The organism is Teichococcus aestuarii, assembly GCF_042651065.1.
Taxonomy (GTDB): Bacteria; Pseudomonadota; Alphaproteobacteria; order Acetobacterales; family Acetobacteraceae; genus Pseudoroseomonas; species Pseudoroseomonas aestuarii.
The window spans coordinates 1-21926 of sequence record NZ_JBHSCH010000007.1; the positions used below are offsets into that span (position 1 = coordinate 1).

General features: G+C 72.6%; 20 protein-coding genes. 10 read left to right on the top strand and 10 right to left on the bottom strand.

What is annotated here, in order from left to right; all coding sequences use genetic code 11:
* Positions 1 to 196 precede the first annotated feature (196 nt).
* From ACFOY6_RS05335 to ACFOY6_RS05345, 3 genes are all read left to right on the top strand, one after another.
* Complete coding sequence (locus tag ACFOY6_RS05335; protein WP_109516352.1) at positions 197 to 460, top strand: hypothetical protein; 264 nt, start codon at positions 197 to 199, stop codon at positions 458 to 460.
* A 152-nt stretch (positions 461 to 612) separates the two neighbouring features.
* On the top strand, positions 613 to 915 hold the full coding sequence (gene rpmB, locus ACFOY6_RS05340; RefSeq protein WP_109516351.1) for a 50S ribosomal protein L28: 303 nt from the start codon (positions 613 to 615) through the stop codon (positions 913 to 915).
* Between the two features lie 108 nt (positions 916 to 1023).
* Positions 1024 to 1917: a sensor histidine kinase gene (locus ACFOY6_RS05345; protein ID WP_379649374.1), complete on the top strand. Its 894-nt coding sequence runs from the start codon at positions 1024 to 1026 to the stop codon at positions 1915 to 1917.
* On the opposite strand, the gene ACFOY6_RS05350 is transcribed toward ACFOY6_RS05345, so the two are convergent.
* The 4 genes from ACFOY6_RS05350 to ACFOY6_RS05365 form a co-directional block, all read right to left on the bottom strand.
* On the bottom strand, positions 1914 to 2912 hold the full coding sequence (locus ACFOY6_RS05350) for an esterase-like activity of phytase family protein (RefSeq protein WP_379649376.1): 999 nt from the start codon (positions 2910 to 2912) through the stop codon (positions 1914 to 1916). The genes ACFOY6_RS05345 and ACFOY6_RS05350 overlap by 4 nt on opposite strands.
* 33 nt (positions 2913 to 2945) lie before the next feature.
* Positions 2946 to 4817, bottom strand: a complete 1872-nt coding sequence (gene cobT, locus ACFOY6_RS05355; RefSeq protein ID WP_109516348.1) for a cobaltochelatase subunit CobT — start codon at positions 4815 to 4817, stop codon at positions 2946 to 2948.
* 84 nt (positions 4818 to 4901) lie between these two features.
* Entirely contained in the window at positions 4902 to 5909 is a 1008-nt protein-coding gene (cobS, locus tag ACFOY6_RS05360; RefSeq protein ID WP_109516347.1) for a cobaltochelatase subunit CobS, read from the bottom strand.
* 66 nt (positions 5910 to 5975) lie between these two features.
* Positions 5976 to 6587 carry a J domain-containing protein gene (locus ACFOY6_RS05365; protein WP_109516346.1) on the bottom strand — a complete coding sequence of 204 codons (612 nt, stop codon included), beginning with the start codon at positions 6585 to 6587 and terminating at the stop codon, positions 5976 to 5978.
* Positions 6588 to 6684: 97 nt separating this feature from the next.
* Here ACFOY6_RS05365 and ACFOY6_RS05370 point away from each other — a divergent pair, with 97 nt between their 5' ends.
* A complete protein-coding gene (locus ACFOY6_RS05370; protein WP_109516345.1) occupies positions 6685 to 6969 on the top strand; it encodes a BolA family protein in 285 nt (94 codons plus the stop codon).
* 20 nt (positions 6970 to 6989) lie between these two features.
* Positions 6990 to 8669, top strand: a complete 1680-nt coding sequence (locus tag ACFOY6_RS05375) for a tetratricopeptide repeat protein (RefSeq protein ID WP_379649379.1) — start codon at positions 6990 to 6992, stop codon at positions 8667 to 8669.
* Positions 8670 to 8678: 9 nt separating this feature from the next.
* Here the strand turns inward: ACFOY6_RS05375 and ACFOY6_RS05380 are convergent, their stop codons facing one another.
* Together ACFOY6_RS05380 and aroB are read right to left on the bottom strand one after the other, a co-directional pair.
* A complete protein-coding gene (locus tag ACFOY6_RS05380) occupies positions 8679 to 9248 on the bottom strand; it encodes a DUF2889 domain-containing protein (protein WP_109516422.1) in 570 nt (189 codons plus the stop codon).
* A gap of 107 nt (positions 9249 to 9355) precedes the next feature.
* Complete coding sequence (aroB, locus tag ACFOY6_RS05385) at positions 9356 to 11038, bottom strand: 3-dehydroquinate synthase (protein WP_379649456.1); 1683 nt, start codon at positions 11036 to 11038, stop codon at positions 9356 to 9358.
* Between the two features lie 125 nt (positions 11039 to 11163).
* On the opposite strand from aroB, the gene ACFOY6_RS05390 reads away from it, so the two are divergent.
* The 4 genes from ACFOY6_RS05390 (at position 11164) to ACFOY6_RS05405 (ending at position 13726) form a co-directional block, all read left to right on the top strand.
* Entirely contained in the window at positions 11164 to 11310 is a 147-nt protein-coding gene (locus ACFOY6_RS05390; RefSeq protein WP_181378041.1) for a hypothetical protein, read from the top strand.
* Positions 11311 to 11338: 28 nt separating this feature from the next.
* The gene (locus tag ACFOY6_RS05395; protein WP_379649381.1) at positions 11339 to 12211 is read left to right on the top strand and encodes a site-specific tyrosine recombinase XerD; all 873 of its coding nucleotides are present in this window, start codon (positions 11339 to 11341) and stop codon (positions 12209 to 12211) included.
* Between the two features lie 50 nt (positions 12212 to 12261).
* Positions 12262 to 12663 carry a GFA family protein gene (locus ACFOY6_RS05400; protein WP_379633016.1) on the top strand — a complete coding sequence of 134 codons (402 nt, stop codon included), beginning with the start codon at positions 12262 to 12264 and terminating at the stop codon, positions 12661 to 12663.
* Positions 12664 to 12769: 106 nt separating this feature from the next.
* Entirely contained in the window at positions 12770 to 13726 is a 957-nt protein-coding gene (locus ACFOY6_RS05405; RefSeq protein WP_379649383.1) for an acetyl-CoA carboxylase carboxyltransferase subunit alpha, read from the top strand.
* Positions 13727 to 13749: 23 nt separating this feature from the next.
* On the opposite strand, the gene ACFOY6_RS05410 is transcribed toward ACFOY6_RS05405, so the two are convergent.
* The 3 genes from ACFOY6_RS05410 to ACFOY6_RS05420 all read right to left on the bottom strand — a co-directional run bounded on the left by ACFOY6_RS05410 (position 13750) and on the right by ACFOY6_RS05420 (position 17263).
* Entirely contained in the window at positions 13750 to 14778 is a 1029-nt protein-coding gene (locus ACFOY6_RS05410; RefSeq protein WP_245906213.1) for a sensor histidine kinase, read from the bottom strand.
* 124 nt (positions 14779 to 14902) lie between these two features.
* On the bottom strand, positions 14903 to 16141 hold the full coding sequence (gene argJ / locus ACFOY6_RS05415; protein ID WP_379649386.1) for a bifunctional glutamate N-acetyltransferase/amino-acid acetyltransferase ArgJ: 1239 nt from the start codon (positions 16139 to 16141) through the stop codon (positions 14903 to 14905).
* A gap of 123 nt (positions 16142 to 16264) precedes the next feature.
* Entirely contained in the window at positions 16265 to 17263 is a 999-nt protein-coding gene (locus ACFOY6_RS05420; RefSeq protein ID WP_379649388.1) for a peptidylprolyl isomerase, read from the bottom strand.
* A 333-nt stretch (positions 17264 to 17596) separates the two neighbouring features.
* On the opposite strand from ACFOY6_RS05420, the gene secA reads away from it, so the two are divergent.
* A complete protein-coding gene (gene secA, locus ACFOY6_RS05425; RefSeq protein WP_109516338.1) occupies positions 17597 to 20335 on the top strand; it encodes a preprotein translocase subunit SecA in 2739 nt (912 codons plus the stop codon).
* Positions 20336 to 20397: 62 nt separating this feature from the next.
* Here the strand turns inward: secA and ACFOY6_RS05430 are convergent, their stop codons facing one another.
* Entirely contained in the window at positions 20398 to 21540 is a 1143-nt protein-coding gene (locus ACFOY6_RS05430; RefSeq protein WP_379649390.1) for an N-acetylmuramoyl-L-alanine amidase, read from the bottom strand.
* Between the last annotated feature and the right edge of the window lie 386 nt (positions 21541 to 21926).

The following is a 21926-nucleotide window of genomic DNA, read 5'->3' on the forward strand; positions in this document are numbered from 1 at the left end:
TGGACGAGGCGGCGGCGCTGGAGGCGGAGCGCGCCGCCGGGGTGGAGGCGGATGCGGGGCGGCGCCCGGCGCACGACCCGCGCCTGTGAGCGGCGCGTTCCGCCCGCCTTTTGCGCCCCCTGCTCTTTTGCGCCCGTGCTCTTTTGCTTCCCCGCCAGTGTGACTATGTGACCGGACCGTATCAGGAGGGCACCAGATGCAACTCGATCCGCAGGGGGTGGCCCCGGAAGATCTCAGCCATGCCGGGTCCGTGGTGGACAAGGCGATCGAATACATGATCGAGCAGAAGATCGCGCCGATCTCGGTCGCCTCCGCCCTGCTCGGCGGCGCGCTCGGGCTGATGGCGCGCAGCATGCGCGACGAGGCGATCGCCAACGTGCTGCGCAGCGCGCTGGCCTCGGTCGAGGCGGGGGAGCTGGCCGAGATGCGCCAGGGGCCGCCGTCCGGCAACGATCTCTGAAGCCGGCAGGCGCCCGCGCGGCCAGGATTTCCGCCGCCACGGGGCCGTCGAATCCTTGACTCTCGCGGGGGGGCGGGCCATACGCCCCCTCTGTTTTTCACACTGGGTGTGCGGTCTGTGCCGCGACCCCGCTCCGATTGAAGGGTAGCGCCATGGCTCGCCGTTGCGGCATCACCGGCAAGGGCGTGCTGACGGGCAACAACGTCAGCCACGCCAACAACAAGACGCGTCGCCGTTTCCTGCCGAACCTGCAGGAAACCTCGTTCTTCTCCGACGTGCTCGGCACCTCCGTGCAGATCCGCATCTCCACCAACGGCATCCGCACCGTGGAGCACAATGGCGGCCTGGACTCCTTCCTGCTCGGCACCGCCGACCGGAAGCTGCCGGCCGAGGCGCTGACCCTGAAGCGCCGCATCCTGAAGGCGCAGGAGAAGAAGGCCGCCGCCGCGGCCTGACGCGCCTCCCGCGCCCTGCGCGCGGTGCATGGACCGATGATGCGAACGCGCCCCGCCTGAGCGGGGCGCGTTTACTTTTTCTTCGGGTCCGTCGCGCAGCATGAGCGCATGGCGACTTTTTCCCTGATTGTCCTGATGGGCCTGCTTTCCGGCGTGGGCCTGCTGCTCTTCATGGCCGAGCGCGAGCGCCACCGCGCGCAGCGCCGGGTCATCGAGATGGAGCAGGAGGTGGCGCAGCGGACCCGGCATCTCGACCTGTTCGCGCAGGAGCTGCACACGCTCGGCCTGTCCCTGATGGGCCAGAGCCCGCAGCTGGCGCAGGGCGGCGCGGAAGGCCATGCGCGCGCGCTGCTCTGCCTGGCCGCCGACGTGCACGACCTGGCCGCCAGCACCGCCGCTCCTCGCCGGCTGCGGGAGGAGTGCGTCTCCCTGGCGCCGCTGCTGCGCGAGGTGATCGAGCAGGTCTCGCTGGCCATGGCGCCCGGCACGCGGCAATGGCGCGTCGCGCCCGACCTCGCCGCGCTGATCCTGCGGGCCGACCGCCGCGCGCTCCGCGGCGCGCTGCTGCAGGTGCTGACCCGCGCCATCCGCCACACGCGCGAGGGCGACCCGATCATCCTGCAGCTGGTGCAGGCGGAGGAGACGCTGACCATCCTGGTCGAGGATGAGGGGGCGGGGCTGGCCGCCGGGGATCTCGGCCAAAGCGCCGCCGGCGATGGCACGCGGGGGCTGGCCCTGGGGCTGCTGGTGGCCCGCCAGCTCCTGCGCGCCCATGAGGGCGAGCTGACGGTGGAGGCGGTGCAGGGCATCGGGGCCCGCACCTGGATGACCCTGCCACGGCGCTGCTTGCTGCACATCGCGCAGGACGGCCCGCCGGGCACGCCCGCCGTCCTGCTCCCCGCCCCGGCCGGTACCGATGTCGCCCCTGCCGGCAATGCGCCGGAGGCGGTGCAGGCCGGCACCGGGCGGGCGGCCCTGCCCCTCCAGGCCGGAGGCGGCTAGGCGCCGGGAGCGGCGCCGCCGTCGCGGAAGGTGAAGAGCAGCAGCAGCCCCTCCTGGAAGAACAGCTCGTTGTCGTCGGCCAGCAGGGCGACCCAGGTCTGCCCGGCATGGCGGAAGCTGGCCACCCCCTCCCAGTTCTCGCCGGGCAGGGCCGTCTCGGGCAGCAGGGTCTCGGCCTCCAGCACCGTCTTCGCGCGGGCGGTGGCCAGGGCTGCGGCGGGCAGGCGCAGCAGGCGGCCCTGGAAGCCCTGGGGCAGGCCGAAGCGCCGCTCCACCACCAGGGCGCCACCATCGGCCAGGCCGCAGGCACCGGTGGGCACGAAGCCGGGCGTGGGGCGGTAGGCGAGGGGCAGCCACTGCCCGGGCTCGCCCAGCCAGGCGCGCACGTCTCCCCCGTCCTCCGCCCCCGCGCCGCCTGTGGCGGGCAGCGCCTCGGTGATGGCCAGCCATCGCCCGTCGGCCAGCAAAGCCAGGCTTTCCAGCCCGCCATTGTTCGGCGCGAAGCGCAGCGCCGGGGGCATGGCGATCGGCCGGCACGCCTCGCGCAGCGTGTCGTAGGCGCAGACGCGGTGGCGGCGCTCGAACCCCACCAGCCAGCCACCCCCCGGCCGTGGCGCCAGCGATTCGGCATCGCCATCGACGCTGCGGGGCAGGGGGATGGGTAACTCGCCGGCCAGCCGGCCGGTCTCGAGCGCCTCCAGCGCCACCGGCCGCCCTTCCGGCCCGAGCCGGAGACCGGCTCGGAGCCAGCGGCCCAGATCGCTGATGGCGGTCAGCCGCAGGGCCTCATCCACATGCAGGCCGGAGAGGCCGCCGAAGCCGATGACATGCCGGTTCAGCCGCAGCCCGCCGCGCGATTCGAGCGGTGAATCCGGCGGCAGGTCGAGAGGCGGCAGGGGCGTGGCCGGCGCGCCGCCCAGGCGCAGGGCGGCACAGGCCCCGAGCCCGCCCAGCGCGGCCACGGCCAGCAGGCCGCGCCGCCCCGGGCGGTTCACGCGCGCGCCTGCCTGCTCACGCCGCCCGCCGGCTCACGCGAGCAGCGGCGCCCGCTCGGTGGCCGCGCGCTGGAAGGCGGCGGCGGCGTCCTCGTCGAACAGCTCCGCCAGCTTCTTCATCATCGTGCCGCCCAGCTCCTCGGCATCGACGATGGTGACGGCGCGGCGGTAGTAGCGCGTCACGTCATGCCCGATGCCGATGGCGATCAGCTCGACGATGTCGCGGTTCTCGATGTCGCCGATCACCTTGCGCAGGTGGCGCTCCAGGTAGTTGCCCGGATTGACGGAGAGCGTGCTGTCATCGACCGGCGCGCCGTCCGAGATCACCATCAGGATGCGGCGCCGCTCGGGGCGCATCATCAGGCGCTTGTAGGCCCAGTCCAGCGCCTCGCCGTCGATGTTCTCCTTGAGCAGACCCTCGCGCAGCATCAGCCCGAGATTCTTGCGGGCGCGGCGCCAGGGCGCGTCGGCGCTCTTGTAGATGACGTGGCGCAAATCGTTCAGGCGGCCGGGGTTGCGCGGCTTGCCTTCCTGCACCCAGCGCTCGCGGCTCTGCCCGCCCTTCCAGGCGCGGGTGGTGAAGCCCAGGATCTCGACCTTCACCGAGCAGCGCTCCAGCGTGCGCGCCAGGATGTCGCAGCACATGGCGGCCACCGAGATGGGGCGGCCACGCATCGAGCCGGAATTGTCGATCAGCAGGGTGACGACGGTGTCGCGGAAATCCGCCTCCCGCTCCCGCTTGTAGGAGAGGGAGAGCATCGGGTTGACGATGATGCGGGCGAGGCGGGCGGCATCGAGCTGCCCTTCCTCGAGGTCGAACTCCCAGGCGCGCTGTTGCTGCGCCAGCAGGCGGCGCTGCAGCCGGTTGGCCAGCTTGGAGACGACGCCCTGCAGGTGGCTGAGCTGCTGGTCGAGCTGCTGGCGCAGGCGGGCCAGCTCCTCGGCGTCGCAGAGATCCTCGGCCTCGATCTCCTCGTCGAACTTCTTGGTGAAGGCGCGGTAGGCGGAGGCATCGTCGGAGGGGGCCACCTCCTTGCGCTGCTGCGGGCCACCCGGGCGGTCCTCGCCCTCGGCGGCGACGCCTTCCTCCTCCTGGGTCTCGCCCTCCTCCTCGGCGCCCTCGCCCTGCATGGATTCGGGCTGGGCGCCCAGCGTCGGGTCGCTTTCCTGGCTCTGCGCCTCGCCCTCGGCGGAGTTGTCCTGCTGGCTGGAGGTCTCGCTGCCCTCGTCGCCCTGCTCGTCCTCCTCGGCCTCCGCCTCCACCTCGGCCTCGACCAGGTCGAAGGCCGAGAGCAGCTTGCGGGCGGCGCGGGCGAACTTCTCCTGGTCCTCGCTGGCGGTGGCCATCTCGTCGAGCGCGGCCTCGGCCTTGTCGCCCAGCGTGGCACGCCAGAGGTCGAGGATGCGCTGGGCGGCGGCGGGGGCGGCCTGGCCGGAGAGGCGCTCACGCGCCAGCAGGGAGAGCGCGGCGGGCAGCGGCAGCTGGTCCTTCCGCGTCATCCGGTCATAGCCTTCCGACTCGCAGGTCTCGGCCAGCCGGGCATCGAGGTTGGCGGCCACGCCCGGCATCAGCCGGGAGCCGATCACCTCGACGCGGGCCTGCTCCAGCGCGTCGAACACCTCGCGCGCCTCGCGGCGGGCGGGGGTGCGGGCGGCGTGGGCGGCCTCGTCATGGTGGCGCAGGCGCAGCGCGATGGAATCCGCGGCGCCGCGCAGCCGGGCCATCTCGGCCGGCGGCAGGGCGCGGGTCGGCAGCGGCAGCCGCGCCCGCTTGCCGGCGAGGCCGGACGGCCCCGGCTGGTAGGCCACCTGCACCTCGGCGTTGCGCGCGATGGCGCGCAGCGTGCCGGCGGTGGCCCGCTTGAACTCTTCCTGACGTGTCAGGTCCTTGCCGCTACCGCTCATGGCGTACCCCTGCTGGGAGGTCCAGGAACCTCAGGTTCCTGGCGGGGAGGTCCAGGAGGGGCGGCGCCCCTCCTGGCCATGGTTTCAGTTCTTGCGAACCAGCAGCCCGGTGGGAACTTCCTCGTTGAAGCAGCGCTGGTAGTACTCGGCCACGGTGGACCGCTCCGCCTCGTCGCACTTGTTGAGGAAGGAGAGGCGGAAGGCGAAGCCGACATCCCCGAAGATGCGGGTGTTCTCGGCCCAGGTGATGACGGTGCGCGGCGACATGACGGTGGAGATGTCGCCGGCGATGAAGCCGGCGCGGGTCAGGTCGGCCAGCGCCACCATGGCGTCGATGCGCTTCTTGCCCGCCGTGTCGCCTGGCTCGATGCCGAGCTTGGCGGCGACGATGCTGCTCTCCTGCGCGTGCGGCAGGTAGTTCAGCGTGGCCACGATGTTCCAGCGGTCCATCTGGCCCTGATTGATCTGCTGGGTGCCGTGGTAGAGGCCGGTGGTGTCGCCCAGCCCCACCGTGTTGGCGGTGGCGAAGAGGCGGAAGGCCGGGTGCGGGCGGATGACGCGGTTCTGGTCGAGCAGGGTCAGCTTGCCCTCGACCTCCAGCACGCGCTGGATGACGAACATCACGTCCGGCCGGCCGGCGTCGTACTCGTCGAACACCATGGCGCAGGGGTGCTGCAGCGCCCAGGGGAGGATGCCCTCGCGGAACTCCGTCACCTGCTTGCCGTCCTTGAGGACGATGGCGTCCTTGCCGATCAGGTCGATGCGGCTGATGTGGCTGTCGAGGTTGACGCGGATGCAGGGCCAGTTCAGCCGCGCCGCCACCTGCTCGATATGGGTGGACTTGCCGGTGCCGTGGTAGCCCTGGACCATGACGCGCCGGTTGAAGGCGAAGCCGGCCAGGATGGCGAGCGTCGTGTCGCGGTCGAACTTATAGGTGGAGTCGGGCTCCGGCACGTGCTCGGTGCGGACCGAGAAGGCGGGAACCTCCAGGTCGCTGTCGATGCCGAAGACCTCGCGCGCCTTCACGGTGATATCCGGCAGGTTGATCACGGAGGTGGGGCGCGCTTCGGACAATGTTGCGACCTTCGTCATAGGGCTCTCTTCGCTCTCGGCTGTGCGTTCGCGGATCGGGGCGGTGCGGTGTCGGTCTCTCGCGGCTCAGGCTGCCCGGCTGGCGGAGGCCGCGGGCGGCTTCTTCGGCGTCTGCTGTTCCGCCGCCATCATGGCCAGCCGCTTGCGCAGAAGGCTATAGGCTCGGTTGATATCCTTGAGGCGGTCCTCGGCGGATTTGTCGCCGCCGTTGGTGTCGGGGTGGTAGCGCTTGGCGAGCTCCTTGTAGCGGGCGCGCAGCGCATCCTCCTCCAGCGGCCAACCGAGGCCGAGCATGTCGAGCGCGGCACGCAGCTCGGGCGGTGCCTCCTTGGCGCTCTTGCGCGGCGTCGGCGGCGCCTGGCCGAACAGTCCGAGAGGGTCGCGGAACAGCTCGGGGTTCAGCTTGGTGCCGCCGAGCCGGCCCAGGGGCCAGGTCGGGCGCTGCCAGGAGCTGTCCTCGCGCAGGTTCTGCTCGATCTCGTCGGCATTCATGCCTTTATAATAGTCCCATGCCTGGTTGTAGGCGCGGACATGCTCCAGGCAGAAATGGTAATAGTCGCGCAGTCGCGAGCGGTCGCGGGGTGCGCGGAATTCACCCGGAGCCTCACAGCCGGGCGCGTCGCACGGTGTGGTCGGGGTGGATGTGTCGGGTCTGAGACGTTCGCCTCGGCGGGCCATTTGGAGGTTTATGGGCGTCTCGCGGGCATCCCGCAAGGCGGCAGATGCCAAACCTTTCTCTTGGCAGGCGGGTTTCGGCATGGAAAACCTGCCCGTCATGTCAACACGCGAAGAGCGCATGCGGACGATCCTGCTCTCGGCCTTCCCCGGGGCGGATGTCTCGATCCTGGATGAGAGCCACCGCCATGCCGGCCATGCCGGGGCGGCCCCCGGCGGGCAGACCCACTACGCGGTGCGGGTGGTCAGCCCCGCCTTCGCGGGCATGAGCCGCGTCGCCCGCTCGCGCGCCGTGCACGCCGCGCTGGAGCAGGAATTCGGCAGCGGCCTGCACGCCCTCTCGCTGCGCCTGCAAACCCCGGAGGAGGCGGGCCGGGCGGCCTGACGCCACCCGCCCGCAGGATCATGGCCGAGACCCAGCCCGCCGCCACCACCCCGCCGGCCGCTCCGGCGGGCACGATCCTCTACGAAGACGAGCACCTCGTGGTTGTGCACCGGCCCGCCGCCGGCGAGCCCACGCTGATCACCTTCGCCGACCTGACCTTCCGCCCGAAGGGCGACAGCATCTGGGGCCAGGAGGTGGCGCGCAAGCTAAAGGTGAACGCCATCGGCTTCGTGGCCAAGCGGGAGAACTGGTTCCCCGCCGCCTCGGTGGCGGCGGCGGCGGCGGCGGTGCGCGGCGCCCTGCGCGGCCCCGCCGTCACCTACGGCTACAGCATGGGCGGCTATGCCGCGCTGAAATACGCGCGGCTGCTGGGCGCGGCTCATGCCTTCGGCGTCTGCCCGCAGGGCTCGATCGACCCGCGCCAGGTGCCGTGGGACAAGCGCTTCCACCAGCACCACGACGCCGCCCTGCTGCCCGACATGGCGGTGCGGCCGGGCGAGCCGGGCCGCTTCGCCGTGCTGCTGGCCGACCCCTACATGCCGGAGGATGCGCGCCACGCGGCGGCGCTGGCGAAGGGGGCGGGGGTGCACTGGCTGCGCACCCCCTTCATGGACCACGCGCCGGTCTGGCTGCTGGTGGAGAGCGCCTTCCTCCGCCAGATGCTCGACGGCATCCTGGCCGAGGACCTGCCGCGGCTGACGGCGCTGATGCGCGCTCGCCGCCACCAGAGCCCGCACTGGTTCCGCCATGCCGGCAACGCCGCCTTCCGCCGCGGCCATCTGGAGATGGCCAACCGGCTGTGGAAGCGGGCGCTGGAGCTTGGCCTCTCCCCCGGAATCGCCGAGCAGGACATCATGCGCGCCATGCGGCTGCGCATGCGCGCGCTGCGCGATGCCGGCGACCGCGAGGGCGCCATCGCCGTGGCGCTGCGCCAGGCGGCGCTGCGGCCGGAGGATTTCCACAGCCAGGCGCGGGCCGGCCACGCCCTGCTCGGCATGGGCGAGTTCAACGCGGCGGAGGCCCCGTTCCGCGCCGCGCTGGCGCTGCGCAAGAATGTCGGTCACGTCTACCAGGGGCTTTCCCTGGTGCTGGGCAGCCAGAAGCGGATGACGGAGGCGCTGGAGCTGTGCAAGCGCGGCGTGCGCGACGCGCCGGGCGACGGCAAGCTGCATGTGCATTACGGCCACCTGCTGCTGAACAACGGCAAGCTGGACGAGGCCGAGGCGCAGTTCCGCATCGTGCTGCGGCAGAACCCCAGCCATGCCAAGGCGCTGCTCGGCCTCAGCCACGCCCTGGCCGCGCGCGGCGACCGCGCCGAGGCCATCGCCGTCGCCCGCCAGCAGGTGCAGGACGCCGACAAGGACCCGCAGGCCTATCTCTGGCTCGGCCAGCTCCTGCTGTTCGTCGGCGAGCCGGGGGAGGCGGAGCCGGTGTTCCGCGAGGCGCTGCTGCTCGCGCCCGAGCTGGGCGCGGCGCATATCGGGCTGGCCCGCGCGCTGGAGCGGACAGGGCGGCTGGAGCTGGCGCGCCGCACCGCCGCCGAGGCGGCACGCCGCCTGCCCGCCGACGAGAAGGTGCAGGCCCTCTACAGCCGCCTCGGCCCGCCCGACCTCACCGAGGCTGAGGCGGCGGAGCTGGCGCCGCCCGCCTCGCCGCTGCGCCGCTTCCTGCGCGCCTTCTTCAGCCGCGACGAGGACTGACGCCAGCCTTCACTCCGCCGCGCGGTGGCGGCTGGCGGCGTAGTCCGGCCAGTGGCGCGCCACCACGTCGCTGCCCTCGGCATAGGCGAGGCAGGTATCGACCAGGGCGGGGCGGCGGGCGGGCGATGTCTTCGCCTCGGCCTGGCGGCGGGCCTGCCGCGCGTCGTAGGTGGTCTGGAAGGCGACGGTGGCGAGCTGCGCCATCATCTCCCGCAGATGGGTGCAGCCCAGCGTGCCGCCCACCCGCTCCTGCACCGCGCGGTTGAAGCCGGCGCCGATGCGCAGCCCCGCCAGCCGGCCGAAATTCGCCGCCGCGGCGGGGCAGATGGCGTAGGGGCTGAAATCGGTCGAGGCCTCGCAGGCGTGGATCAGCAGCTCGTCATCCACGGTCAGCCGGATCCACATGCCGTGCAGCGGCTCGTCCGGGCCGACGCTGCGGTCCAGCGTCTCGAAGCCATGCGGCTTGGTGTCGACCAGATGGCCCTCGATGTCGAACAGGCCGTCCTCGCGCGCATAGCCGTGCATGTCGATCAGGCGCCGGTGCAGCGGCTGGCGCGCGGCGGGCGGGGAGAGGGGCATGGGCAGGCCTCCCGGCATGATGCGTCGCAACAGAGCCTTCCGCTATGGCATGGCGGCCACGAGGGGGGAAGCCCGGCGCGGGGCATGGCTGCCGCGCGCGGCGGCGCTCAGCCGGTGGCGCCAGCCTCGCGCAGCAGGTCCTCGACCAGGGCCGGCGGCACGTCGCCGCGTGTCAGCGCCTCGCCGGGGCCGCGCAGCAGCACGAAGCGCAGCGCGCCGTCGCGCACCTTCTTGTCCTTGCGCATGCGGCCCATCAGCGCCTCCACGGTGAAGCCGCGCGGCAGGTCGGCGAGGCGCGCGGGCAGGCCAACGGCGGCGATGTGCGCCTCCACCCGCCCCGGCAGCGCCGCGTCGCACAGGCCGAGCCGCGCTGAGAGCCGGGCGGCGAGGCCGAGACCCACCGCCACGCCCTCGCCATGCAGCAGGCTGCCATCGTAGCCGCACTCGGCCTCGATGGCGTGGCCGAAGGTGTGGCCGAGGTTGAGCAGGGCGCGGCCGCCCTCGGGGCTTTCCTCGCGCTCGTCGGCGGCCACCACGGCGGCCTTCAGGCGGCAGCTCTCCAGCACGGCGTGGCGCAGCGCGGCGGCATCGCCCGCCACGGCCTTGGCGCCCTCGGCCTCGCACCAGTCCCAGAGCGGGCCCTGGAGCAGGCCGTGCTTGGCCACCTCGGCATAGCCGGCGCGCAATTCGCGGGCGGGGAGGGTGGCAAGCACCCCGGTATCGGCCAGCACGATGCGCGGCTGGTGGAAGGCGCCGGCCAGGTTCTTGCCCGCCTTCAGGTTAATGCCGGTCTTGCCGCCCACCGAGCTGTCCACCTGCGCCAGCAGGGTGGTGGGCACCTGCACGAAGGGCAGGCCGCGCAGCGCCGCGGCGGCGGCGAAGCCGGCGAGGTCGCCCACCACCCCGCCGCCCAGCGCGACGATGGCGGTGCTGCGGTCGATGCCCGCCGCCAGCAGCGCCTCCATCAGCGTGCCGAACTGGGAGAAACTCTTGCTGGCCTCGCCCGGCGGCACGGAGAGGCTGGCGCGGATCTCGAAGCCCGCCCGCTCCAGCCCGGCGCGCAGCGCCGGCAGGTGCAGCGCCGCCACGCTGGCATCGCTGACGATGGCCACGCGCCGCGCCGGCAGCACCGGGGCGATCAGCCCGCCGGCGCGGGCCAGCAGCCCCTCGCCCACCAGCACCTCGTAGGGGCTGGCGGCGAGCGCCACCGGCAGGCGGTCCGGCATGGCATGGCCCTCCAGCGCGGCCTGCACGCGGTCGGTCGTGGTCTCGGGGGATTCGTCCAGGCAGTTCACCACGATATCGGCCTCGGCATAGAAGGGGTGGCGGGCGGCCATGAGGCGGTTCAGCACCGCCTCCGGGTCCTGGTCGAGGAACATCGGCCGGGTGCTGCGCCCCGCGACGCGCGGCAGCAGCACCGGCACGGTACAGCGCAGCCACAGCGCCACGGCGCCCGAGTCGCGGATGGCGCGGCGCGTCTCGGCATCGGCATAGGCGCCGCCGCCGGTGGCCAGCACGACGGGCGGGCCGGAGAGCAGGCGGGCGATGACCCGCCGCTCCCCCTCGCGGAAATGCGGCTCGCCATAGCGGGCGAAGATCTCGGTGATGGGCTGGCCGGCGGCGGCCTCGATCTCGGCGTCCGCGTCGCAGAAGGGCAGGCCCAGGCGCTGCGCCAGGCGGCGGCCGATGGAGGATTTGCCGGAGCCCGGCATCCCCACCAGCACGACCGAGCGCGGCCGGCCGCCCGGAATGCCCAGGGGAGGCGGCGTGGCCGGTGCCGGCGCGGTCATGGCGGGGCCGGTGGGCTCGGGGGCCGGCGGTGCGGCGGGCGGAATGATGGCGAAGCCGAGGTTGCGTGACACAGGGCCGGACGGTAGCACATCACACTCCGCCGCGCAGGATACCCCCGGCCGCCATGTTCCGCCGTCCCTTGCTTCTCCTCATCCTGATCCTGGTCATCGCCGCCCTGGGCGGGCTGCTGGTGCTGGGCGCCTTCCCGCCGCCCGTGACGCAGCAGCCGGTCGAGCGCACCCTGCCCAACGAGCGCTTCGGCACCCGCTGAGGCCGGCCCCGGCCGTCAGGAACCAGGGATGGACCGCCACCTCGAGGCCTTCCTGGAGATGCTCTCGGCCGAGCGTGGCGCCGCGCGCAACACGCTGACGGCCTACGAGGCGGACCTGACCGATTTCGAGACCTATGCGCGGCGCCGCGGCGAGTCGCTCGCCGCCGCCTCGTCCGAGATGCTGCGCGCCTACCTGGCGCGGCTGACCGATGCCGGTCTCTCGCCGCGCACCGCGGCGCGGCGGCTCTCGGCGCTGCGGCAGTTCTTCCGCTTCCTGGCGCGGGAGAATGTGCGCGCCGACGACCCCACCGAGCTGCTCGACAGCCCCCGCCAGCCGCGCTCCCTGCCCAAGGCGCTGCGCGTGGCGGAGGTGGAGGCGCTGCTGGGCGCCGCCGCGACCATTCCCGGCAAGCGCGGCCCGCTGGCCGTGGCGCTGCTGGAGCTGCTCTACTGCTCTGGCCTGCGCGCCAGCGAGGTGGTCTCGCTGCCGGCGCATGCCCTGGCGCAGGGCAGCGCGCTGATCCGCGTGCGCGGCAAGGGGGGGAAGGACCGGCTGGTGCCGGTCTCGGCCCGGGCGCGCGCCGCCGTGGCCGCGCTGCGGGACCCGAAGAAGCCTTCCAAATGGCTGTTCCCCTCGCATGGCGCGGCCGGGCACCTGACGCGCCAGGGGCTGCTGCTGCTGGTCAAGCAGGCGGCGCTGGCGGCGGGGCTGGACCCGACCAAGGTCAGCCCGCACGTGCTGCGCCATTCCTTCGCCAGCCACCTGCTGGAGGGCGGCGCCGATTTGCGCGCCCTGCAGATGCTGCTCGGCCATGCCGACATCGCCACCACCCAGATCTACACGCGGGTGCTGGAGGAGCGGCTGCGCCAGCTCGTCGAGACGCACCACCCGCTGGCCTGACGGGGCCGGCCATGGCACGCTGCCCCCGCCAGAGGGCGGGGAGGAAGGGCATGACCATGCTGGCCGGGCGCTGCCATTGCGGCGCCGTGCAGTATGCGGTGGCGGCGGCGGATGTGCTGCACCACGCGCTGTGCCACTGCGCCGATTGCCGCCGCCATGCCGGGGCGCCGGTGGTGGGCTGGGCGATGGTGCCGGCCGGGCGGCTCACCGTGCAGGGCACGCCGAAGGTCTATGCCTCCTCCGCCCATGGCCGCCGCAGCTTCTGCGCCGAATGCGGCACCAGCCTGTTCTACGTGAACGAGGCGATGCTGCCCGGCATGGTGGACATCCAGACCGGCACGCTGGACGATGCCGCCCTCCTGCCGCCGGGCGCGCAGATCCAGGTGGCGGAGCGCCTGCCCTGGATGGCCACGCTGCACACCCTGCCGGAATTCCAGCGCTACCCCGGCTGAGGCGGGCGGGATGCGGCGGGCATGCTGGCCTTGACGCCGCATCTGCGCTAGGCCACCCGCTCTCCGCGCCCAGGCCGTGACGGGCGCCGCCAGAGACGGGATCGCGATGCGTCACTTCCTCGACTTCGAAAAGCCCCTCGCCGAACTGGAAGGCAAGATCGAGGAGCTGCGCCGCACCACCGATGCGGGCGGCATCGACGTGGCGGAGGAGGTCGGCCGCCTGTCGGACAAGGCGGAGAAGCTGCTCTCCGCCACCTACGCCAAGCTGACGCCCTGGCAGAAGACCCAGGTGGCCCGCCACCCAGACCGGCCGAAATGCCTCGACTATGTCCGCGCCCTGATCGAGGACTTCACGCCCCTGGCCGGCGACCGCGCCTTCGCCGACGACGCGGCGGTGGTGGGCGGCATGGGCCGCTTCCGCGGCCGCGCCGTGATGGTGCTGGGCACCGAGAAGGGCACCGACACCGAGAGCCGCGTGCGCCACAATTTCGGCATGGCTCGGCCCGAGGGCTACCGCAAGGCCCGCCGCCTGATGGAGCTGGCCGGGCGCTTCGGCCTGCCCGTCCTCTCCTTCGTCGACACCGCCGGCGCCTTCCCCGGCATCGAGGCCGAGGCGCGCGGCCAGGCCGAGGCCATCGCCCGTTCGATCGAGGCCTGCCTGGACGCGCCGGTGCCGATGGTCTCCACCATCATCGGCGAGGGCGGCTCGGGCGGCGCCATCGCCCTCGCCGCGGCCGACCGCGTGCTGATGCTGGAGCACTCCATCTATTCGGTGATCAGCCCCGAGGGCTGCGCCTCGATCCTGTGGCGGGACGCGGCCCAGGCCAGCACCGCCGCCGATGCGCTGAAGCTGACGGCGCAGGACCTCTCGCGCCTGGCGCTGATCGACGCCGTGGTGGCGGAGCCGCTGGGCGGTGCGCACCGCGACGCGGCCGCCGCGATCGCCGCCGTGGGCGACAAGGTGGCGGAATGCCTGGAGCCGCTGCTGGCGCTCGACAGCGGCACGCTGCGCGCCCGCCGCCGCGAGAAGTTCCTGGAGATGGGCCGCAACGGCGTGGCCTGAGGCGCCAGGCGCGGCCCCCCGCCTCAGCGCACCGGCAGGAGCAGGCCGCAGGCGGTGCCGCGCGGCGCCCGTTGCATCTCGAAGCTGGCGCCGAGCTGCGCGGCCAGCGCCCTGACGATGCGCAGGCCGAGGCTCTGCGTGGTCTCCAGGTCGAAATCCGGCGGCAGGCCGGCGCCGTCATCGAGCACGGTGAGCTGTATCGTGGCCGGCTCCAGCTGGCGCAGCTCGATGGCGATCCTCCCCTGGCCCTGGTGCGCGAAGCCATGCTCCAGCGCGTTGGAGACCAGCTCCATCAGGATCAGCGCCATCGGCACCGTCTGCTCGGGCGGCAGCAGCACGCTGTCGGCCTGCAGGTGCACCTTGACGCCCGTGGCGCCGGCGGCATCCAGCAGGTCGTCGCACAGCCGGCCGAGGAAGACGCCGAGTTCCACGCGCTGGCCCGAGGGGTCCTGCAGCCGGCGATGGATGCGGCCGATCAGCTCCAGCCGGGTGGCGGCCTGGTCGATGATGCGGCGGGCCTTCTTGTCCTGCACGGCGCCGCGCTGCAGCGCCATCAGCGCGCCGATCACCTGCAGGTTGTTGGAGATGCGGTGCTGCAGCTCCTGGAACATCACCTCGCGGCTCTCGGCCAGCTGCTGGCTCAGCTCCCGCTCGCGGGACTGGCGGGCGCTCTCGGCGCGCAGGCGCAGCAGCGCCTCCTGCATCAGGTGGATCAGCAGCACGTCCACCGTCACGATCAGGGCGTAGAAGCCCAGCGCCATCGCCGTGGCGCCGTCGAGGGTGAAGCTGTGGAAGGGCTCAATGAAGAAGTACCAGGCGGCGATGCCGGAGGCGGTGGCGGCGGCCACTCCCGGCCACAGGCCGCAGACGAAGGTGGTGACGATCACCGCCGGGAAGAAGGTGAGGTAGGGGAAGCCCGGCGGCAATGCCGGCCCGATCTTCAGCCGGGCCAGAAGCGCCACCAGGAAGACGCCGGCGGCGAAGCTCCAGCGGAACATGGCCGAGCGGGGGCGGATGCTGAACTCCAGCAGCTGGCTCAGGCGGTTCAGCATCGGTGCGTCCGGAGGGGCGGGAGGGGCGGGAGCGGTCTGCGTGCCGGGCCGGCGCCGCCTGGCAGGGCGGGCGACCGGGTCCGTCCCCGGCCCCTTCCGGGAAAAGGCGCCGGGGAGCCGGGTCTCAGCTCCGGTAGGAGCCGTTGATATCGATATAGCCGTGCGTCAGGTCGCAGGTCCAGGCCGTGCCCTTGCCGCGTCCGAGGCCGATATCGACGGCGATCTCGATCTCCCGGCCCTTCATGTGCGCCACCACCGGCGCCTCGTCATAGCCCGGCACCACGCCGCCCTCGCGCGCCATCCAGGTGCCGCCGACGGCGACCGAGAGCCTGTCGCGGTCGGCCGGCTCGCCCGCCTTGCCCACCGCCATGACGATGCGGCCCCAATTGGCGTCCTCGCCGGCGATGGCGGTCTTGACCAGCGGCGAGTTGGCGATGGCCATGGCGATCTTCTGCGCCGAGCGGGCGGTGGTGGCGCCGGTGACGTCGATGCGCACCAGCTTCTGCGCGCCCTCGCCGTCGCGCACCACCTGCAGCGCGAGGTCGAGCAGCAGATCGTGCAGCGCGCGGGCGAAGCCCTTGAGCATCGCGCCGCCCTCGGCCGGCACGCGCGGGTGCTTCGCCTGGCCGGTGGCGAAGACCAGCACCGTGTCGCTGGTCGAGGTGTCGGAATCGACGGTGGTGCGGTTGAAGCTGGCATCCACCCCCTTCTTCAGGATGGCCTGCAGCGCCGCCGCCGGGATCTTGGCGTCGGTGGCGATGAAGCAGAGCATCGTCGCCATGTCCGGCGCCACCATGCCGCTGCCCTTGGCGATGCCGGCGATGGTCACCTCCGTGTCGCCGATCAGCGCGGTGCGGACGCAGGCCTTGGGGAAGGTGTCGGTGGTCATGATGCCGCGCGCGGCACCCTCCCAGCCGTCGGCGGCGAGCTGGCCGTGCAGGGCGGGCAGGGCGGCGGTCAGCTTCTCGTGCGGCAGCGTCTCGCCGATCACGCCGGTGGAGGCGAGGAACACCTCGCGCGGCTTGCAGCCGACCAGGGCGGCGGCGGCGTCGGCCGTGGCCTGCACCGCGTCGCGCCCCGGCTTGCCGGTGAAGACGTTGGCGTTGCCGGCATTCACCACCAGGGCGCGGGCCTTGCCGCCCTTGAGCGCCGCGCGGCACCAGTCCACCGGCGCGCCCGGGCACTTGTTGCGGGTGAACACGCCGGCCACCGTGGTGCCGGGGGCGAACTGCATCAGGGTGAGGTCGTTGCGGCCCTTGTATCGGATGCCCGCCGCCGCCACGCCGAGCGTCACGCCGGCGATGGGCGGCACGGCGGGGAGGGGAACCGCGAGCGGAGAGACGGGCAGAGCCTTAGCGGCCATCAGGGCGCATCCTTGACGTGATCAGGGCGCCGCAGCGTTACCGCAAAGGAAGGGGGCTTGAAAGCAGGCGCGCGGGCCGGCGGCGGCGGAGATCCGCCGCCGCCGGCCCGCGGCAGGATCGCCTCAGCGGCGCGGCTGCCCGGCGGGCGGCGCGGCGCCGTCCAGCAGCGAGGGCGCGGGGGTGCTGGCGCGCGGCGAGCCGTCCATGTTGAAGCGCTCGATCTTGGCCTTGGCCTGCACCTCCTCCACCGCCGCGTTCACCGCCTCCTCGAAGGCGGCCTGGCGCAGCGATTCGGCGCTCTCCTCGAAGCTCGGGGCCGGCGCCATGCGGCGCGCCTCGACCTTGATGACGTGCCAGCCGAAGGGGCTCTTCACCGGCTCGCGGCTGATCTCGCCCGCCTTCAGGCCGAAGGCGGCCTCGGCGAATTCCGGCACCATGTCGGACTTCTTGAAGAAGCCGAGATCACCGCCCTGCTGGGTGCCGGGGCCGGTGGAGCGCTGCTTCGCCACGGCGGCGAAATCGGCGTTCGGCTTGCGCACCTCGGCGAGTGCGGCGCGCGCCTCGGCCTCGGTGGCGGTGAGGATGTGGCGCGCATGCACCTCCTCCTCGCCCGGCTTGCCGGCGATCTCCTTATGGTAGCGGGCGCGCAGCGCCTCCTCCGTCAGGGCGGGGGCGATCTCGCGGCGCAGCAGCGCCTGCTGCAGCTGCTCCTCCTCGGCGCGGCGGATGGCGGCCTGCACCGCCGCGTCCTTGTCGAGCCCCTGGGCGCGGGCGGCGGCGACCAGCGCCTTCTGGGCGATCAGCTGGTCCAGCACGAGGGGGAAGAGCATCGGGCCGGGGGCGCCGCGCAGCTCGGGCGGCAGCTCGCCGATGGCGGCCTGCACGTCGGAGAGGCGGATTTCCTCCTGCTCGACGCGGGCGACCACCGGGTTGCCGGCCGGCTGGCCGGCGGGCGTACCGGGCGCGACCTGGGGCGCGGCCGCGCCGGGCGGTGTTCCCGGCTGTGCCTGACCAGTCTGGGCCTGACCAGTCTGGGCCTGACCGCTCTGGGCCAGGCCAGGCTGGGCCAGGAGGGGCGCCGCGGCGAGCAGCAGGGGAAGAATGAGGGCGGTGGATCGCATTCGGTGCATGTGCCTTCGCGGCTGGACGGTTCAAGATGGCGGATGCCGCCCCACATCACAATCAGGGCAGGCAGGCCAGCCGGGCAGGGCCACCGGGCAGGGCCGCCGCCGCGGCGTGGGCCTGACCTTTCCGCGCTGTCATTCCGGCTTTCGTTGACCCTGAGGCGGGCCGCGCCTATCTGTCTCGGCCAAAGCAGCCTGTTGCCCGCCCCTGTTGCCCGGCCTGGGCGGACCCGGAAGGTCCGGGCCTGGCCTTCCTCCGGACTGGCCCCGTGCCCGGCCGTCGGAGGGGGGGGAGGGGTGCCGGCCGCCCTCGGAGAGTTTCGAAACAGCATGTTCTCCCGCCTCGCCCGCGCCATCTTCGGCACCTCGAACGACCGCGTGCTGAAGCAGTTCAGCGCCCGGCTGCCCGACATCACCGCCTTCGAGCCGAAACTCGCCCCCCTCTCGGACGAGGAGCTGCGGGCGCAGACCCCGAAGCTGAAGGCCCGCCTCGCCGCCGGGGAGAGCCTGGACGATCTGCTGCCCGAGGCCTTCGCCACGGCGCGCGAGGCCTCCAAGCGCGTGCTCGGCATGCGCCATTTCGACGTGCAGATGATCGGCGGCATGGTGCTGCACGCCGGCCGCATCGCCGAGATGAAGACCGGCGAGGGCAAGACCCTCGTCGCCACGCTGGCGGTGTACCTCAACGCCCTCGCCGGCAAGGGCGTGCATGTCGTCACGGTGAACGACTACCTGGCGCAGCGCGACAGCGCCCAGATGGGCCGGCTCTACAACTTCCTCGGCCTCTCCTGCGGCGTCATCGTCCACGGCCTGACGGATGTGGAGCGGCGCGACGCCTATGCCTGCGACATCACCTACGGCACCAACAACGAGTTCGGCTTCGACTACCTGCGCGACAACATGAAGTACCGGCTGGACGAGATGGTCCAGCGCGACTTCAACTTCGCCATCGTCGACGAGGTGGACAGCATCCTCATCGACGAGGCGCGCACGCCGCTGATCATCTCCGGCCCGGCCGAGGACAGCTCCGAGCTGTACCGCCAGGTGGACCTCGTGGTGCGCGAGCTGGTGAAGGACAAGGAGACCTTCGACAAGGACGAGAAGATGCGCACCGCGGCGCTGACCGAGGCCGGCACGGCCACGGTGGAGCGCATGCTGAGCGAGGCCGGGCTGCTCGAGGAAGGCAATCTCTACGACTTCCACAACGTCACGCTGGTGCACCACGTCAACCAGAGCCTGCGCGCGCATGTGCTCTTCGCGCGGGACGTGGACTACATCGTCAACCGCGAGGGCAAGCTCGTCATCATCGACGAGTTCACCGGCCGCATGATGGAAGGCCGCCGCTACTCCGAGGGGCTGCACCAGGCGCTGGAGGCCAAGGAAGGCGTCGAGGTCCAGCCGGAGAACCAGACGCTCGCCTCCATCACCTTCCAGAACTACTTCCGCCTCTACCCGAAGCTCGCCGGCATGACCGGCACGGCCTCGACCGAGGCGGACGAGTTCGCCGAGATCTACAAGCTGGAGGTGGTCGAGATCCCGACCAACCTGCCGGTGGTCCGCCAGGACAGTGACGACGAGGTCTACCGCAGCGCCGCCGAGAAGTACGACGCGGTGGCGAAGCTGGTGAAGGAGGCGCAGGCGCGCCACCAGCCGGTGCTCGTCGGCACCACCAGCATCGAGAAGTCGGAGCTGATCAGCGAGCTGCTGAAGAAGGAAGGCGTGCCGCACAAGGTGCTGAACGCGCGCTACCACGAGCAGGAGGCCGGCATCATCGCCCAGGCCGGCCGCCCGGGCGCCGTCACCATCGCCACCAACATGGCCGGGCGGGGAACCGACATCAAGCTCGGCGGCAATGCCGAGATGCTGGCCGAGGCCGGCTTCCCCGGCCCGAAGGAAGGGCCGGAGTGGGAGGCGCACCTCGCCGCCCTCCGCGCCCAGGTGAAGGCGGATGAGGAGGTGGTGAAGCAGGCGGGCGGCCTCTTCGTCATCGGCACGGAGCGGCATGAGAGCCGACGCATCGACAACCAGCTGCGCGGCCGCTCCGGCCGCCAGGGCGACCCGGGCGCCTCCCGCTTCTTCCTGAGCCTGGAAGACGACCTGATGCGGATCTTCGGATCGGACCGCATGGGCGGGATGCTGCAGAAGCTCGGCCTCAAGGAAGGCGAGGCCATCATCCACCCCTGGATCAACCGGGCGCTGGAGAAGGCGCAGAAGAAGGTCGAGGCGCGGAATTTCGACACCCGCAAGAACCTCCTGAAGTACGACGACGTCATGAACGACCAGCGCAAGGAGGTGTACGCCCAGCGCCGCACCTTCATGACGGCGGCCGACGTCTCGGAGACGGTGGAGGAGATGCGGCGCGAGACGATCGACGCCATGGTCGCCCGCGCCATCCCGGAGAACGCCTATCCGGAGCAGTGGGACATCGCCGGGCTGCAGGAGCGGGTGCGCAACGACCTCGGCCTCGACCTGCCGGTGGAGGAATGGGCGAAGGAGGAGGGCATCGACGAGGTGGCGGTGCGCGAGCGCATCCAGGCCGCCGCCGAGCAGATGGCCGCCAGCCGCGCCGCCAATATCGGCCCCGAGCTGATGCGCATGGTCGAGAAGCAGCTGCTGCTGCAGGTGTTCGATTCGGTGTGGAAGGAGCACCTGCTCTCGCTCGACCACATGCGCCAGGGCATCGGCCTGCGCGCCTATGGCCAGCGCGACCCGCTGAACGAGTACAAGAGCGAGGCCTTCAACCTCTTCAACACCATGCTCGAGGATCTGCGCGAGCGCGTTACCTCGCTGCTGCTGCGCATCGAGCTGAGCCCCGCCTCGCCGCCGCCCCTACCCGAGCCGGTGATGGTGAGCGACATGCGCCACCCGGAGCCGGACATGATGGGCGCGGCCTCCGCGGCGGGGTGGGACCATGCGCCCGCCGAAGGCGGCTTCGCCCCCGCCACGCCGCGCGCGGTGGAGGGTGTCGATCCGCAGGACCCGGCCACCTGGTACCGCACGCCGCGCAACGCCGCCTGCCCCTGCGGCTCGGGGAAGAAGTACAAGCACTGCCACGGCAAGCTGGGCTGACGGCCCGGCAGGCCAGGTAAGGGCGGGGGAAGGAATTCCCCCGCGCCCCCATCTTCTTTCTGTCAGCCGGCGTGGATCATGCCGGCATGGTGCTGGGCCAGCCAGCCATGGATCGCCCGGGTCATCGAGCGGGCGAGCAGGGCGCGGTGCGCGGCGCGGTTCAGCGCCGCCTCGTCCCGCCGGTCCGAGAGGAAGCCCATCTCCACCAGCACGCTCGGCACGTCCGGCGCCTTGAGCACGGCGAAGGAAGCTTGGCGGTGGGTGTTGGGCAGCAGCGTCACGCTGCGGCCGAGCGAATCCACCACGAAGCGCGCCATCCGCGCCGAGCCCACCTTCGTCTCCTGCCGCACCAGCGAATAGAGGATGCGCTCCACCTCGGGCGAGACATCGGGCAGGCGCAGCCCGCCCGCCGCGTCGGCGCGGTTCTGCGTCTGCGCCAGCCGGGCGGAGAGCGCGTCCGAGGCGCGGTCGGAGAGGGTGTAGACGCTGGCGCCGCGCGCCCCCGGCGCGGAATCGGCGTGCAGCGAGACGAACAGCGCCGCCTCCCGCTTGCGGGCGAACTCCACCCGGCCGTCGAGCGAGACGAACGCGTCGCGCCCGCGGGTCAGCGCCACGCGGCAGCGCCCGCCCGCCTCGAGCTGCCGCTTCAGCTCCAGCGCGGCGGCGAGGGTGATGCGCTTCTCCAGCGTGCCGTTGACGCCGATCGTGCCCGGGTCCTTGCCGCCATGGCCGGGGTCCAGCACCACCAGCGGCAGGGAGGAGGCGGCCGCCGCGCCGCCCAGCCGCCCCTCGGCGATGGTGCCGCGCGCCAGCCGCGCGAAGCCGGGCTGGGTGCCGGGCGTGACATGCACCGCGAGCTGCCGCCCGCCCTCCTCCGCCTGCACCGAGACGGGGCCGGCGAGGTCGATCAGCAGCCGCTTGTTGGCGTTGTCCCAGCGCGCGCCGCGCACCAGACCGGCCGCGCCGAGCCGCGCCGGGCCGCGCCAGGTGGTGCCGGGCAGGCTCAGCACCAGCCGGGCGGGGCGGGTGGTGGCGCGCAGCGACCAGCGCGTGGCGCTGTTGACCGCGATGGTCAGGCGGCTGCCGCCATCGGCGCGCGCCAGCCGGGCGGCGGTGACGGCGGCCTCGGCCAGCGCCGGCACCCCGGCGAAGGCGAGCCCCAGCGCCATCTGCAACAATTGCCGGCGGCCGGGTGAATCAGACATGGCGCGGCGAACTCCCCCTCGATGAGCCTGGCGAGGCCGGCGGGCTTTCCCCCTCCCGGCGGCCCCGGCCGGGCGCGGCCCTCCCCAGGGTGCGCGCCCGTCACCGCCGGCGCGGGGCGCGGCGGCGACCGGAAGGCGGGCAGGGGCGCGAAAACGCCGCCACGCCGGCCGGCCCGCGATGGGCCGCACCTTGCCGATACTTCGCCTCTATCATGCCAATGCCGCAGGATCACGGGATTCCTTCATGTAACATGTGAGGAATGCAATGCCTTGTGGAAGGAGCAGCCCCCGCCTATGGTGCCTTGCCCCGGCGGCGAACGCTGTCGGTGGAGGTTCCGGGCACGGCCGCCTGGGCTTTTCCTGGCTCCGCCGCCTTCATGGCGGGC